Origin of the sequence: Mycobacterium paraffinicum (assembly GCF_001907675.1) — a bacterium.
GTDB lineage: Bacteria > Actinomycetota > Actinomycetes > Mycobacteriales > Mycobacteriaceae > Mycobacterium > Mycobacterium paraffinicum_A.
Map to the genome: position 1 here is coordinate 123,322 of NZ_MPNT01000011.1, position 14,949 is coordinate 138,270.

Genomic DNA, 14,949 nt, shown 5'->3' on the forward strand with positions numbered 1-14,949 from the left:
GCTCATACCCTGTCAAGGTGCGGTACTTCTACGACACCGAATTCATCGAGGACGGCCGCACCATCGAGTTGATCTCGATCGGGGTGGTCGCCGAGGACGGCCGCGAGTATTACGCCGTGTCCACCGAATTCGATCCCGAGCGCGCCGGTGGCTGGGTACGCGCCAACGTGCTGCCCAAGCTGCCGCCCCCCGCGTCGCAGCTGTGGCGCTCGCGCAGGCAGATCCGCGCGGACCTCGAGGATTTCTTCGACGTCAACGGCGGCGACCCGATCGAATTGTGGGCGTGGATCGGCGCCTACGACCACGTCGCGCTGTGCCAGCTGTGGGGCACGATGCCAGAGTTGCCGCGGGCGCTGCCCCGCTTCACCCGGGACCTGCGGCAATTGTGGGAGGACCGGGGGTGCCCGCCGATGCCGCCGCGGTCGCGCGATGCCCACGACGCCCTGGTCGACGCCCGCGACCAGCTGCGGCGATACCGGCTGATCACCGCGGCGGAGGCGGACGGGGCCGATGCCGACCCGGGCGGGGGAGCACGGGCCTGAGCCCGCCCGAACGGCGTTCGCGCTGATCAGTCACCCTCGCGGCCCGGTTACCATAGACCGATGAACTGGACCGTCGACATCCCGATCGACCAGCTGCCGTCGCTGCCCCCGCTGCCGCACGACCTGCGGGCGCGGCTGGACGCCGCACTGGCCAAGCCGGCCGCCCAGCAGCCCAGCTGGCCGGCCGACCAGGCGACGGCCATGCGCACCGTCCTCGAGAGCGTGCCGCCGGTGACGGTGCCCTCGGAGATCCTCCGGCTGCAGGAGCAGCTGGCACAGGTCGCCAGGGGTGAGGCGTTCCTGCTGCAGGGCGGCGACTGCGCGGAGACCTTCACCGACAACACCGAACCCCACATCCGGGGCAACATCCGGGCGCTGCTGCAGATGGCCGTGGTGTTGACCTACGGCGCCAGCATGCCGGTGGTCAAGGTGGCCCGGATCGCCGGCCAGTACGCCAAGCCACGGTCGGCGGACATCGACGCCCTGGGGTTGCGGTCCTACCGCGGCGACATGATCAACGGATTCGCCCCGGACGCGGCCGCGCGGGAGCACGACCCGTCGCGGCTGGTGCGCGCCTACGCCAACGCCAGCGCGGCGATGAACCTGGTGCGGGCGCTGACGTCCTCGGGGCTGGCGTCGCTGCACCTGGTGCACGACTGGAACCGGGAATTCGTCCGCACCTCGCCGGCCGGCGCGCGCTACGAGGCGCTGGCCACCGAGATCGACCGGGGTCTGCGGTTCATGAGCGCCTGCGGGGTGGCCGACCGCAACCTGCAGACCGCCGAAATCTACGCCAGCCATGAGGCTTTGGTGCTCGACTACGAGCGGGCCATGCTGCGGCTGTCGGACAGCGAGGACGGCGAGCCCCAGCTGTTCGACCTGTCGGCGCACACCGTCTGGATCGGCGAGCGCACGCGCCAGCTCGACGGTGCGCACATCGCCTTCGCGGAGGTGATCGCCAACCCGATCGGCGTGAAGATCGGCCCGACGATGACCCCGGAGCTGGCGGTCGAATACGTGGAACGGCTTGACCCGAACAACAAGCCGGGCCGGTTGACGCTCGTGAGCCGGATGGGCAACAACAAGGTGCGCGATCTGCTGCCCCCGATCGTCGAGAAGGTCCAGGCCACCGGCCACCAGGTGATCTGGCAGTGCGACCCCATGCACGGCAACACCCACGAGTCGTCCAACGGCTACAAGACCCGGCACTTCGACCGCGTCGTCGACGAGGTGCAGGGCTTCTTCGAGGTGCACCGCGCGCTGGGCACCCACCCCGGCGGCATTCACGTCGAGATCACCGGCGAGGACGTCACGGAGTGCCTCGGTGGGGCGCAAGACATTTCGGACTTGGACCTGGCGGGGCGCTACGAGACGGCCTGCGACCCGCGGCTGAACACCCAGCAGTCGCTGGAGTTGGCGTTCCTGGTCGCCGAGATGCTGCGCGACTAGCCGCCCAGCAGGCCGTTCAGGTTGCTTCCGATCGTCCACGCCGCGGTGGCGACCATCCCGGCGAGCGCCAGCACCAGGGCCACCCAGATCAGCACCAGGCGCCGGCCGCGCTGGCGGGCGTCCGCGAATTCACCGATCGGGATGCCGGCGAATTCGCCTGTGACGGGCTGGTATTCGTAGTCGTCGGGCTCGTCGTCCGATTCCGGCGCGCGCGGCGGTTCGGACCAGTCCTCGGGGCCGCGGGTCAATTGGCGGGTGGGCTGGCGGACCGGAGCCGCCGTGGGCGGTGGCGCCGTGGCCGGGCGTTGGCTCGTGCGGCTTTGATGCAAAGCCCGGTGCTGCGCGGAGTTGCGCGGCGCGGGGACGGAGAAGTCCGGCAGCGCAAGCTCTTCGGCGATCGCGTCGAGCTCGGCGCCCATCTCGATCGCGTCGGCGTAGCGGTCGGCGGGATTGCGTGCCGTCGCCCGCCGGACGAACTCGTCGAACTGGCCGGGCACGCCGTCGATCGCCGCGCTGGGCGGCGGCACATCGGTGTCCAGCCGTTGGTAGGCGATCGACAGCGGCGAGTCACCGGTGAACGGGGTGCGCCCGGTGAGCAACTCGTAGGTGAGGATTCCGGCGGCGTACACGTCGCTGCGCGGGCTGGCGTCGCCGTCGCGCACCTGCTCGGGTGACAGGTAGGCCGCGGTTCCCAAAATGACGCTCGTGGAGGTGATTCCGGCGGCCGCAACGGCGCGGACCAAGCCGAAATCCGCGATCTTGACCTCACCTTCGTCGGAGATCAGCACGTTCTCGGGCTTGACGTCGCGGTGGACCAGCCCGGCCCGGTGCGCCGCGGCGAGCCCGCTCAGCACCGGTCGCAGCACCGCGGCCACGGCGTACGGCGGCATCGGCCCGCGCTCGGCCAGCAGCTCGCGCAGCGTGCCACCCTCGATCAGCTCCATCACCAAGAACGGGTGCCGGGAGTCCAGACCCTGGTCGTAGACCGCGACCAGGCCGCGATCCTTGAGCCGAGCCACCGAGCGGGCTTCGCGCTGGAAGCGGGTCAGGAACTGGTCGTCGCCCGCGTAGCGCGAATCCATCACCTTCACCGCCACCGGGCGGTCGAGCCGAGTGTCGACGCCGCGGTACACCGTCGATGTGCCGCCGCTGGCGATCTTGGACTGCACCAGATAGCGGCCGTCCAGCAACGCGTTGTCCAGCGGGTCTGCCACGCCGGTGTCGGCCCGGCGACGGTGCGGGCCGGGACGGCCCGATGACCCGGGCGATTCAGCTTCGGCCACGGGGCCATCGTAGGTGCGACGGTGTGATTGGACGCCGGAACGTGGGTTCAATCCGCGTGGCAAGGCCTACACTTGCGCCGTGAGCAGTGTTCCTGCCGGCGACGATGTTCTTGATCCCGACGAGCCCACCTACGACCTGGCGCGGGTCGCCGAATTGCTCCGGATCTCGGTCAGCAAGGTGCAGCAGCAACTCCGGGAAGGCCACCTGGTTGCGGTGAAGCGGGACGGCGGCCTGGTGGTGCCGCAGGTGTTCTTCACCAAGTCCGGTGAGGTGGTCAAGAGCCTGGCGGGGCTGCTGACGATCCTGCACGACGGCGGCTACCACGACACCGAGATCGTGCGGTGGTTGTTCACCCCCGATCCGTCGCTGACGATCACCCGCGACGGCAGCCGGGATGCGATCAGCAATGCCCGCCCCGTCGACGCCCTGCACGCGCACCAGGCACGCGAGGTCGTGCGGCGGGCGCAGGCCATGGCCTGCTGAGCGGGCACTACGCCTGTTCCAGGGCCTCATCCGCTTTGTCGGCCCGTCGGTCGGGTGCGCGGTCGAGGCTGTACCAGGCCAACAGCGCGCAGGCCGTGGCCAGCGAGAAATGCAGCCACGAGTACATCCCATGCGAGCCATCGGGTTTGAAGATCACCATCACCCAGGTCGACAGGCCGGCGATGACCGCGATCGCCCGTCGCGATTGCGCCAGCGGGGCGACCACCGCCAGGGGCCAGGAGTAGTACCACGGCAAGGCCGCGGGGACGAACAGCACCACGACAAGCATGGAAAGCGCGATGCCGGTCAGCGCGGCGCGGTCGTCGCGCCGGAACCGCCACCACAGCAGCGGCAGCGACGCCGCGATGACCACGATTCCGACGAGCCGGGTGATGCGCAGCATCGGGTAGAAGTGCACCACGAAGAATCCGCTGAACACGGAGTGGATGATGTTGGCTGCGGCGGTGGGCACCGTGAGCCAGTTGATGATCTTCACCGACCCGGCCAGCGCGGTCAGCCACCCCAGGCCCACCCCGGCCACGGCCGACAGGATGCCGAACACGACGGCAAAGATCAGCAGCGACATCGCCGTGGCCGCTGCGAACGCCCGGGCCGGCCGGTATCCGCGGCGGTCGCGCAGGTGCCGGGTCCATACCCACACCATGAACGGCAGTGCGATGCCGGCGGTGGCCTTGACGGCGATGGCCACCGTGATCAGCGTCGTGCCCAGGACGTGACGCCCGGCGAAACTGAGCGCGATGCCGGCCGCCATCAGGCCCACCATCAGCATCTCGTTGTGCACCCCACCCATCAGGTGGATGAGCACGAGCGGGTTGAGGACGCAGATCCACAGGGCCGTCGATCCGTCGGTGCCCAGGTGGCGGGCCAGCCGCGGGGTGGCCCAGATCAGCAGGGCCAGGCCCGGCAGCATGCACAGCCGCAGCAGCGCCGTACCGGCCACCACGTTGTTGCCCACAACCATGGTGACCAGCTTGGCCACCAAGATGAACGCCGGGCCGTACGGGGCGGTGGTGATCGTCCAGATGGGACTTACGTTGTCCAGCAAGCTGTTCGGGTTGGCGACCGGTCCGACCGCGTAGGGGTCCAGGCCGTCGCGCAGCAGCGCGCCCTGGGCCAGGTACGAATAGGTGTCCCGGCTGAAGACGGGTACCGACAGCAGCAACGGCGCCAGCCAGAAGCCGGTGGTCGCCTTCATCATGAACTCGGTCATTTCGCCGGCCAGCACGCGCCGGCCGAGGCCGAGCCACGCGATCAGCATGAGCCCCACGCCCGCCCACAGCACCACCGACGACAACACCAGGCCATGGCCAAAACGCAGCCAGGACATGTGGATCGACTCCAGCAGCGGATCGTGTTGCCGGGTGCTGCCCGCGCCCAGGCCGCCCACGAGGATCAGCACCGAACCGAGCATGCCGAGTTTCGCCGGTCCGGACTGAGCGGCGCTGGCGAACGCACGTAGCTGTGAAAACCGCCCGGCGCCAGCCGGTTTGGCTTCCGGCGAGTCGGACGGCGGGGTGTGGGTCGGAGTCGTCATCGGCTCAGGCGGACCGGTCGGTGGCCATTTTGGCCAGCTCGGAGAGCCCCGCTTTGGCCGCCGGGTTGATCGGCCCGGCCGCCAGCGCCGCCAGGGCCCGCTGGGTCAGCTCGGCGATGCGTCGCTCCGCCGCGGCCAGGGCGCCCACCGACTCGATGACCCGGCGCAGCCGGTCCACCTCCGTGTCGGTCAGCTGCGCCCCGATGGAGTCGCGTAACAGCTTGGCCGCCAACGGATCCGAGCCATCGGCCAGCTCCAGCGCCTCGGCCAGCAGCACCGTGCGCTTGCCCGAGCGCAGGTCGTCACCCGACGGCTTGCCGGTCACGGCCGGGTCCCCGAACACACCCAGCACGTCGTCGCGGAGCTGGAAGGCGACGCCGATGTCCGTCCCGAAGCGGCCGAACAGGTCCTGGACATCGGGCCGGTCGGCCGCGGCGGCCGCCCCCAACTGCAGCGGGCGCGACACGGTGTAACAAGCGGTCTTGTAGGTGTCGACGTTCATCGCCGAAGCGATCGACTCGGCGGCGCTGGCTTCGGCGACGATGTCCAGGTATTGACCGCCCAGCACCTCGGTGCGGATTTCGGCCCACACCCGCTGAACGCGGCGCGCGGCGTCGGGCGGCAGGTCCACCCGGAACACGATGTCGTCGGCCCAGGACAGCGCGAGGTCGCCGAGCAGGATCGCGGCCGAGATGCCGAACTGTTCCGGCGAACCCCGCCAGCGCCGGCCGCGGTGCAAATCGGCGAACTGGACATGGGCGGTGGGTCGACCACGGCGGGTGGAGGAGTCGTCGATCACGTCGTCGTGCACCAGCGCGCAGGCGTGCAGCAGCTCCAGCGCGGAAAACAACAGCAGCACTTCGGCATCGGGTTCCCCGCTCGCCACGGCGCGCCAGCCCCAGTAGGCGAACGCGGGTCGCAGCCGCTTGCCGCCGTTGAGCACGAAGCTTTCCAACGCGGCCACCAGCGCCTCGTAGTCCCCGCCGATGTAGGCGGTGTCCGCGCGCCGGTCGTGCAGATACCGCCGAAGGCGATCGGTGATCGCGCCGGTCAACTCGACGGTTGCCGCTGCTTCGACGCTCAGCGCCGCGCCCCTTTCTGCTCGACGTGCGTGGTGTGGCAGGCCCGACCAGTGTATTCGGCGCGGCACCTGGGACCTTCCCAACCTGGCGGCACGGTGATTGCGTCGACCGGCTCGCTATTCCCCCGCAGGCGGCCCGGACCCCCACGCCTATGCTGGCGGGGGTGTCGGGGCCGCCCGCCGTGCGGCCGGGAGACGCCCCCAAGCCACTCGTCGGATGGAGAGAAGCCGCGTGACACTCAACACCATTGCGCTCGAGCTGGTGCCGCCGAACGCCGATGAAGGCCGGGAGCGGGCGCTCGAAGACGCGCGAAAGGTGGTGCAGTACTCCGCGGAAACCGGTCTGGCCGACCGGCTGCGGCACGTGATGATCCCCGGGATCATCGCCGAGGACGACGACCGTCCCATCGTGATGAAACCCAAACTCGACGTGCTGGACTTCTGGTCCATCGTCAAGCCCGAGCTGCCGGGAATCCACGGGCTGTGCACCCAGGTCACCGCCTTCTCCGACGAGCCGACACTGCGCGGGCGGCTGACCGATCTGCGCGCGGCGGGGATGGAGGGCGTGGTTTTCGTCGGCGTTCCGCGCACGATGAACGACGGCGAAGGCTCCGGCGTCGCGCCCACCGACGCCCTGTCCATCTATCGCGACCTGGTGCCCAACCGCGGCGTCATCCTGATTCCCACCCGCGAAGGGGAGCACGGCCGGTTCAACTTCAAATGCGACCGGGGCGCCACTTACGGCATGACGCAGCTGTTGTACTCCGACGCGATCGTGGGCTTCCTGCGCGAGTTCGCCGCGAACACCGATCACCGGCCGGAGATCCTGCTGTCATTCGGCTTCGTCCCCAAGATGGAGAGCCGCGTCGGCCTGATCAACTGGCTGATTCAGGATCCGGGTAACGCGGCGGTGGCCGACGAGCAGGAGTTCGTCAAGCGGCTGGCCGCCAGCGAACCGCCCCAGAAGCGCCAGCTCATGACCGACCTCTACAAACGCGTGATCGACGGGGTGGCCGAGCTCGGATTTCCGCTGAGCGTCCACCTCGAGGCCACCTACGGGGTGTCGGCGCCCGCCTTCCAGACGTTCGCGGAGATGCTGGCCTACTGGTCGCCCGGCCAGCGGGGCTAGCTCGGGGTCTGGTCGCGCGGCGCGGTGAGCCGCGGGGAGCGGTCGCGGCTCATCCAGGCCAGGAGGGCGACGACGCCGGCCGCGGCGAACGACGCGATGCCCAGCCACACGCCCGCCCCGGTGAAGGACCGGGTGTTCGGGTCGGTGTAGCGGGCCTGGGCGGTCATGGTGTTCACCACCCCCGGCTTGAGCTTCCAGGACACCACCGTGGACTCGACCCGGTCGCCGTTGGTGGACGTCACCACGCCGGGGAAGGCGACGGTCAGCTCGACGTCGGCTTCGGAATCGGTCAGCGAGGTCAGGTCCGCCCGGCCCTCCAGAATGACCAGGTTGCCGTTGCGCCGCAGGGACAGATTCACGCCCTGGGCGTCGGAGTTCAGGTTGGCCAGCTGCGGCAACTCGGCGAACGTCAGGTCCGAGAACACCGCCTGCGATCCCACGTAGCCGTCGCTGTCGTAGTTCGACACCGCCACCTTCTGGCCGAACGGCAGGTTGTTGCTGTCCAGCTGTGGGCCGGTGTCCTTGGGCGTCTTGGGTTTAGCGGCGGCGACGATCTCCCCGGACACCAGGTCGTCGGGGGAGATGGTGAGCGACGCCCTGACCCGCAGGCACCCGGTGGCCAATGGCACCAGCATGAGCAGCATCGCGATGGCCACCAGGCGGCGGCGCCGAGCGGTGAATCCGCGGGTTCGGGGCGGGGAGAGGCTGGCGCGCACCAGGTCATCGTGCCAGATCCGGCGTGCCACCAGGGCGGGTCTGCCCGGGCGCGCCCGGGATCCGGCGATCACAGCGGTAGCTTGCGGCCCAGGATCGCGAATGCGCGTGGGTCACCGGCGAAGTGGTAGCGGCGAATGACGTCGGTGAAACCCAGCCGCCGGTACAACCGCCAGGCCCGGTTCGGCTCGCCGTTGGTCTCCGGCGTGGACAGCAGGACGTTCTCCTCGGCGCGACCGGCGAGGAGCCGCCGGGCCAGCGCCTCGCCAAGGCCGCGGCCCTGTGCGCGCGGGTGGATGTGCAACTCGGTCAACTCGAAGTAGCTGTTCATCAGGCCGGCGATCTCCTGGGCCGGCCGGCCGCCCCGCTGCAGGCCGAGGACGACCTGCTGTTGCCACCACTGCCCGGGCGCCCCGGGGTACCCGTAGGCGATGCCGAGCAGCGGGGCGTTGCTCAGTTCGGCCGCCGACGGCATCGGCCCGTCCGCGCCCTCGGCCACCTCGGCGTCCACGACGCCCACCCCTTGCCACCCCCGCCGGCGGATGTGCTCGAGCCACATCGCGGCGCGCTGGTTCTCGGTGCCGCGCGGGTAGCGCATCGCGTCGACGTACACCTTCAAGGCCTCGCCCAGCCGGCGCTCCATATCGGCGGGCGGCAGATCGATGAGGAATATCGCCACTCGCGCTGTCCTCCTCACCCTCTGCTCGCCTGCTCGCCTTCGCGTTGCGCGCGGCCCGCGCCGCCATCGCCATTATCGAACCCGGGCGAGGTTGTCCGGCGAGCGGTCGCGGCAACGAACCGACCAACCATGCCGGCTGGGGAAGCCGGTTGTAGCGCACGGCCGTTGCGGCTTCGATGGGTGTCCAGCCGGGGCCAGGATAGAATCGCCACCGAACCAGTGGTATGGCGCAGATTGACCTCGTATCATTTCAATTAGTTGCCCCCACAACGGGCATCCGCGTGCTATCGATAGTTACGCGTCAACTGTCGGCAAGGAGGGACGAATGCCACTCTCCGATCATGAGCAGCGGATGCTCGATCAGATCGAGAGCGCTCTCTACGCCGAAGATCCCAAGTTCGTGTCGAGCGTCCGCGGCGGAGGGTTGCGCGCCCCGACCGCGCGCCGCCGCCTGCAGGGCGCGGCGCTGTTCGTCATCGGCCTCGCGATGCTGGTTTCCGGAGTGGCGTTCAAAGCCACTATGATCGGAAACTTCCCGATTCTCAGCGTGTTTGGGTTCATCGTGATGTTCGGCGGCGTGGTGTTCGCGATCACCGGTCCGCGGTTGTCCGGCCGCCCCGACCCCGGCTCGGCGCCCGGCTCGCTGCGCCAGCGCCGCAACAAGGGCGGCGGGGGTTCGTTCACCAGCCGGATGGAAGACCGGTTCCGCCGCCGCTTCGACGACTAGCGGTATCGCCGGCGAATCTGGGGAAGCCATCGGCTCCCCCTTTTTCATGCCCGTCGCGGGCGCGGCGCCATCGTCACAGATTCGCCCGGCTCGGCTGAGGATCGCCGTGCCCCCGATACCGTTTTGACTCCGGATCGAGCCGCAACCGTGCTTCGGCGCAGGCGCTGAGCCCCACCGCGCCCCACTCTGGGCCCCCACTTCGCCCCACATCCCGCGCAATGGCGTTTTGAGCTGCGGTTTCCTGCCGTCCGCTGCGATCCTCGGCGGGCCCCGGGGAACCGCCGTCCGACGGTGTAGGCACCCAAAGGTGGCGGATAGCCCGGAAAACTCCGGCGCGACACACTCGGAATGGGGCGAAGTGGGGGATAGTGGGGTATGGTGGCTGCAGTGTTTGGGTGACACAGAGCCGCTTTCGGCGGGAGGTGAATTCTGGTGTTTCTCGGCACCTACACGCCCAAACTCGACGACAAGGGGCGGCTCACGTTGCCCGCCAAGTTTCGCGACGCGCTGGCAGGGGGGTTAATGGTCACCAAGAGCCAAGACCACAGCCTTGCCGTCTACCCGCGGGGCGAATTCGAGCAGCTCGCGCGCCGCGCCAGCAAGGCATCGCGGAGCAACCCCGACGCCCGGGCGTTCCTGCGTAACCTCGCCGCCGGCACCGACGAGCAGCATCCCGACGCACAGGGGCGCATCACACTGTCGGCCGACCACCGTCGCTACGCGAGCCTCTCCAAGGACTGCGTGGTGATCGGAGCGGTCGACTACCTCGAGATCTGGGATGCGCAAGCCTGGCAGGACTACCAGCAGACCCACGAAGAGAACTTCTCCGCGGCCAGCGATGAAGCACTCGGCGACATCATCTAATGCGTGGCGACCCGCCGCGCCCGGCGCCGCCGGGCTTGCGATCACCACGACCTCTGAGGCGCACGCCCGTGCAACGTGGCCTCTGCCCGAACCGACCCTGGCGTACTTCCCCAACGCCAGGTTCGTGCCTTCGGACAGGGACCTCGATGCAGGGGCGGCTCGCCGAACCCGGGGAGGTGTTGCGGTGGCTGACGATTCAGGCGACTTCGGGCATGTGCCCGTCCTGCTGCACCGCTGCGTCGAACTGCTGACCCCCGCGCTGACCCGCCAGCATGCCGATGGTTCGGGCGCGGTCCTGCTCGACGCCACGCTGGGCGCGGGCGGGCACGCCGAGCGGTTCCTGACCGACCTGCCGGGGCTGCGGCTGATCGGCCTCGACCGCGATCCCAGCGCGCTGGAAATCGCCCGCGACCGGTTGGCGCGGTTCGCCGACCGCGTCACGCTGGTGCACAGCCGCTACGACGGGCTCGCCGAGGCACTCGCCGAATCCGGTTGCGACCCAGTGCGATCGGTCGACGGGATGCTGTTCGACCTTGGCGTGTCCTCCATGCAGCTCGACCGCGCCGAGCGGGGCTTCGCCTACGCCCTGGACGCGCCGCTGGACATGCGGATGGATCCGGAGTCGTCGTTGACGGCGGCCGACATCCTCAACACCTACGACGAAGCCGCGCTGGCGGACATCCTGCACCGCTACGGCGAGGAGCGGTTCGCGCGGCGCATCGCCGCGCGGATCGTGCGCCAGCGCGACCGAGCCCCCTTCACGTCGACCGCGGAGTTGGTAGCCCTGCTGTACCAGGCGATTCCGGCGCCGGCCCGGCGGACCGGGGGCCACCCGGCCAAGCGCACCTTCCAGGCCCTGCGGATCGCGGTCAACGACGAGCTGGACTCTTTGCGCAGCGCGATCCCGGCCGGGCTGGACGCGCTCGCCGTCGGTGGGCGCATGGTGGTGCTGGCCTACCAATCCCTGGAGGACCGGATCGTCAAGCGGTTGTTCGCCGACGCGGTCGCGTCCCGCACGCCGGTGGATCTGCCGGTCGAGCTTCCCGGCCACGAGCCGCGATTCCGGTCGCTCACGCACGGCGCCGAGCGTGCGGACGCCGCCGAAATCGAACGCAATCCGCGCAGCGCCGCGGTGCGACTACGCGCCGTGCAACGGGTCCAGCAGGCAACCGGAAAGGGCGACGCATGAAAGCAAAGCGGGAGACGCCGAATCGCCGGGGCGGGCGCGACGGGTCCGCCCGGCGCGGCAGGCGTTCGGCCGCCGAGCCCGGCTCGGCTCGCCGCCCCCGCCCCGGGCGGAGCGCGGCGCCCACCCGGGAGAGCCGTGCGCCCAAGTCCGGACCGCACACCAGCCCGATCGCCAGGCCGGTCGAGCGCCCGAAGCGGCCCAAGAGCACGAGTCAGGCCAAGGCCCGGGCCAAGGCCCGCAAGGCCAAGGCGCCCAAGGTCGTTCGTCCCCGCCTGAGCGAGCGCCTGGCGGCCCGGCTGGCCTCGATCGACCTGCGGCCGCGCACCCTGGCGAGTAAGGTGCCGTTCGTCGTGTTGGTCATCGGCGCGCTCGGCGTCGGGTTGGGTCTCACGCTGTGGTTGTCCACGGACTCCGCGGAGCGCTCCTACAAATTGAGCCACGCCCGCGAAAAGACCCGGCTGCTGCAACAGCAGAAAGAGGCGCTGGAACGCGATGTGCGCGAGGCGGAATCCGCGCCGGCGCTGGCGGAGGCGGCCCGCAAACAGGGCATGATCCCGACGCGGGACACCGCCCACCTGGTGCAGGACCCGTCCGGCAACTGGGTAGTCGTCGGCACGCCCAAGCCGGCTGACGGGGTGCCGCCACCGCCGTTGAACAGCAAGCTGCCCGAGCAAGGACCGCCGGCACCACCCGCGCCGCCCGCGCCTCCCGCCGAGGTGCCGGTCCGACTGCAGCCCGACCCCGCGGCACCCGTGCCGGCGCGGTCCGGGCCCGAGGCGCTGCTGCGCGCACCGGACGGATCGTCGACGCTGGGCGGCCAGCACCTGGCGCAGACCGGGCCGCCACTGCCGGGCATGCCGGGATCACCGGGGGCACCCGTGCCCGGGCAGAACCCCGGCGCGCTGCCCGTGCCCGGCGTGCCGGTGCCGGGGCTACCCGCCCCGGCGGCGATCGCGCCCGCTCCGGGTCCCGCGGAGGTGTCGATTCCCTTGGGCGGCTTGCCCATTCCGCCGCCCGGGCAGGTTCCTGCACCGCTGCCCGCTGAGGTGCCGGTGCCGGTGCAACGGGCGCCCGCGGTTCCCCAGCCGGTGGCTCCCGTCGTGCCCGCCGCCCCGGTGTTGGCGCCGCAGCCGGTGGCGCCCGGTCCCGCCGCAACGCCGGGTGCGCCCCGGTGAGCCGCGGCGAATCCGTGCGCGCCCGCCGGTCGCAGCCGACCCGTGGTCCCCGTAAAACGCAGGACGCGAAGGGGCTTCGCCAGCCCAAGCGGCGCGCCAAGCAGCAGCAGGCGCAGGACGTCCGCGAACCGAAGCGATTCCGGAAAGCCAAGGAACCCAAGAAGGGCCGCGCGGCCGACCGTCCGGACGCCGTGGCGACCGGGCACTCGGCGCGGGAGCGGCGCACGCGGAAGCTGGTGCAGGCGGGCAGCAGCGGCGCGTCGTTCGTGTTCCGGCATCGGGCCGGGAACGCGGCCATCGGGATCCTGATCGTGGTGGCGGCGGTCCAGCTGTTCGTCCTGCAGGTGACCAACGCGCCGACGCTGCGCGCCCAGGCGGCGGGCCAGCTCAAGGTCACCGACGTCGAGAAGGCGGTGCGCGGCAGCATCGTCGATCGCAACAAGGACCAACTGGCGTTCACCACCGAGTCGCGCGCGTTGACGTTCCAGCCCAAGCGGATTCGAAAACAACTCGACGAGGCCAGGGCCAAGAACTCGGCGGCCCCCGATCCGCAGCAGCGGCTGCGCGACATCGCCAAGGAGGTCGCCACCCGGCTGGGCAACAAGCCCGACTCCGCGACGGTGCTGAAGAAGCTGCAAAGCGACGAGAACTTCGTCTACCTGGCGCGCGCCGTCGACCCCGCCGTCGCCAGCGCGATCTCCGACAAATATCCCGAAGTCGGTTCGGAGCGACAGGATCTGCGGCAGTACCCCGGCGGTTCGTTGGCGGCCAACATCGTCGGCGGCATCGATTGGGACGGCCACGGGCTGCTCGGGCTGGAGGAGTCCCTGGACTCGGTGCTGTCGGGAACCGACGGCTCGGTCACCTACGATCGCGGATCCGACGGCGTCGTCATCCCCGGCAGTTACCGCAACCGGCACCGGGCGGTCAACGGCTCGACGGTCCAGCTGACCCTCGACGACGACATCCAGTTCTACGTGCAGCAGCAGGTCCAGCAGGCCAAGAATCTCTCCGGCGCACACAATGTTTCGGCCGTCGTGCTGGACTCGAAGACGGGCGAGGTGCTGGCCATGGCCAACGACAACACCTTCGACCCGTCCCAGGACATCGGGCGCCAGGGTGACAAGCAGCTGGGCAACCTGGCGGTGTCCTCGCCGTTCGAGCCGGGCTCGGTGAACAAGGTCATCACTGCGTCCTCGGTCATCGAGTACGGCCTGTCCAACCCCGATGAAGTGCTCCAGGTGCCCGGGTCGATCCAGATGGGCGGGGTGCCCATCCACGACGCGTGGGACCACGGCGTGATGCCCTACACCACCACCGGCGTGTTCGGAAAGTCCTCCAACGTCGGCACTTTGATGCTCGCCCAGCGCGTCGGGCCGGAACGCTTCTACGACATGGTCCGCAAATTCGGGCTCGGGCAGCGAACCAACGTGGGCCTGCCCGGTGAGAGCGCCGGGTTGGTGCCGCCGATCGACCAATGGTCGGGCAGCACCTTCTCCAACCTGCCGATCGGGCAAGGCCTTTCGATGACACTGCTGCAGATGGCCGGCATGTACCAGACGATCGCCAACGACGGGCTGCGCATCCCGCCGCGGATCGTCAAGGCCACCATCGCACCCGACGGCACCCGCACCGAGGAGCCGCGTCCCGAGGGCGTGCGGGTGGTGTCGCCGCAGACGGCCCAGACCGTGCGCAACATGCTGCGCGCCGTGGTGCAACGCGACCCGATGGGCTACCAGCAGGGCACCGGGCCCGCCGCCGCGGTGACGGGCTACCAGATGGCCGGCAAGACGGGCACCGCGCAGCAGATTAACCCGGCCTGCGGCTGCTACTTCGACAACGTCTACTGGATCACCTTCGCCGGCATGGCCACCGTCGACAACCCGCGCTACGTCATCGGCATCATGATGGACAACCCGGATCGCAACGCCGACGGCACCCCGGGCCACTCGGCGGCCCCGCTGTTCCACAACATCGCCGGCTGGCTCATGCAGCGCGAGAACGTGCCGCTCTCGCCGGACCCGGGCCCGCCGCTGACGCTGCAGGCCACCTGAGCACAACGCCGGAGCGCAACGGGC

14 protein-coding genes are annotated in these 14,949 nt (G+C 70.1%); 9 read left to right on the forward strand and 5 right to left on the reverse strand.

All coding sequences use genetic code 11. From position 1 onward, the window contains the following. Positions 1-17: 17 nt before the first annotated feature. Both BRW65_RS14195 and BRW65_RS14200 read left to right on the forward strand, forming a co-directional pair. Complete coding sequence (locus BRW65_RS14195) at positions 18-542, forward strand: polyadenylate-specific 3'-exoribonuclease AS (protein ID WP_073875619.1); 525 nt, start codon at positions 18-20, stop codon at positions 540-542. 60 nt (positions 543-602) lie between these two features. Then, positions 603-1,991, forward strand: a complete 1,389-nt coding sequence (locus tag BRW65_RS14200; RefSeq protein ID WP_073875621.1) for a class II 3-deoxy-7-phosphoheptulonate synthase — start codon at positions 603-605, stop codon at positions 1,989-1,991. On the opposite strand, the gene BRW65_RS14205 is transcribed toward BRW65_RS14200, so the two are convergent. Then, positions 1,988-3,274 (reverse strand): protein kinase domain-containing protein, encoded by a 1,287-nt coding sequence (locus BRW65_RS14205; protein ID WP_073875623.1) that lies wholly within the window; start codon positions 3,272-3,274, stop codon positions 1,988-1,990. The genes BRW65_RS14200 and BRW65_RS14205 overlap by 4 nt on opposite strands. A gap of 79 nt (positions 3,275-3,353) precedes the next feature. Between BRW65_RS14205 and BRW65_RS14210 the strand changes: the two genes are divergently transcribed. After that, a complete protein-coding gene (locus tag BRW65_RS14210; RefSeq protein ID WP_073875625.1) occupies positions 3,354-3,758 on the forward strand; it encodes an Rv2175c family DNA-binding protein in 405 nt (134 codons plus the stop codon). A 7-nt stretch (positions 3,759-3,765) separates the two neighbouring features. Here the strand turns inward: BRW65_RS14210 and BRW65_RS14215 are convergent, their stop codons facing one another. Next, positions 3,766-5,313 (reverse strand): alpha-(1->6)-mannopyranosyltransferase A, encoded by a 1,548-nt coding sequence (locus BRW65_RS14215; protein ID WP_073875627.1) that lies wholly within the window; start codon positions 5,311-5,313, stop codon positions 3,766-3,768. A gap of 4 nt (positions 5,314-5,317) precedes the next feature. Next, on the reverse strand, positions 5,318-6,367 hold the full coding sequence (gene idsA2, locus BRW65_RS14220; RefSeq protein WP_073875629.1) for a bifunctional (2E,6E)-farnesyl/geranyl diphosphate synthase: 1,050 nt from the start codon (positions 6,365-6,367) through the stop codon (positions 5,318-5,320). Positions 6,368-6,626: 259 nt separating this feature from the next. Here idsA2 and BRW65_RS14225 point away from each other — a divergent pair, with 259 nt between their 5' ends. Continuing rightward, entirely contained in the window at positions 6,627-7,523 is an 897-nt protein-coding gene (locus tag BRW65_RS14225; RefSeq protein ID WP_073875631.1) for a mycobacterial-type methylenetetrahydrofolate reductase, read from the forward strand. On the opposite strand, the gene BRW65_RS14230 is transcribed toward BRW65_RS14225, so the two are convergent. Continuing rightward, entirely contained in the window at positions 7,520-8,167 is a 648-nt protein-coding gene (locus tag BRW65_RS14230) for an LppM family (lipo)protein (protein WP_073875706.1), read from the reverse strand. The two genes, BRW65_RS14225 and BRW65_RS14230, sit on opposite strands and share 4 nt — an antisense overlap. 140 nt (positions 8,168-8,307) lie before the next feature. Further along, positions 8,308-8,916, reverse strand: a complete 609-nt coding sequence (locus BRW65_RS14235; RefSeq protein WP_073875633.1) for a GNAT family N-acetyltransferase — start codon at positions 8,914-8,916, stop codon at positions 8,308-8,310. Between the two features lie 325 nt (positions 8,917-9,241). Between BRW65_RS14235 and BRW65_RS14240 the strand changes: the two genes are divergently transcribed. The 5 genes from BRW65_RS14240 (at position 9,242) to BRW65_RS14260 (ending at position 14,925) form a co-directional block, all read left to right on the forward strand. Beyond that, positions 9,242-9,643: a DUF3040 domain-containing protein gene (locus BRW65_RS14240; RefSeq protein WP_073875635.1), complete on the forward strand. Its 402-nt coding sequence runs from the start codon at positions 9,242-9,244 to the stop codon at positions 9,641-9,643. A 432-nt stretch (positions 9,644-10,075) separates the two neighbouring features. Beyond that, the gene (mraZ, locus tag BRW65_RS14245) at positions 10,076-10,507 is read left to right on the forward strand and encodes a division/cell wall cluster transcriptional repressor MraZ (RefSeq protein WP_046183993.1); all 432 of its coding nucleotides are present in this window, start codon (positions 10,076-10,078) and stop codon (positions 10,505-10,507) included. A gap of 184 nt (positions 10,508-10,691) precedes the next feature. Continuing rightward, positions 10,692-11,696: a 16S rRNA (cytosine(1402)-N(4))-methyltransferase RsmH gene (gene rsmH, locus BRW65_RS14250; protein WP_073875637.1), complete on the forward strand. Its 1,005-nt coding sequence runs from the start codon at positions 10,692-10,694 to the stop codon at positions 11,694-11,696. Continuing rightward, the gene (locus tag BRW65_RS14255) at positions 11,693-12,871 is read left to right on the forward strand and encodes a hypothetical protein (RefSeq protein ID WP_073875639.1); all 1,179 of its coding nucleotides are present in this window, start codon (positions 11,693-11,695) and stop codon (positions 12,869-12,871) included. Before rsmH ends, BRW65_RS14255 begins: the two co-directional genes overlap by 4 nt. Beyond that, complete coding sequence (locus BRW65_RS14260; protein ID WP_073875641.1) at positions 12,868-14,925, forward strand: peptidoglycan D,D-transpeptidase FtsI family protein; 2,058 nt, start codon at positions 12,868-12,870, stop codon at positions 14,923-14,925. The genes BRW65_RS14255 and BRW65_RS14260 overlap by 4 nt, the downstream gene beginning before the upstream one ends. Positions 14,926-14,949 lie beyond the last annotated feature (24 nt).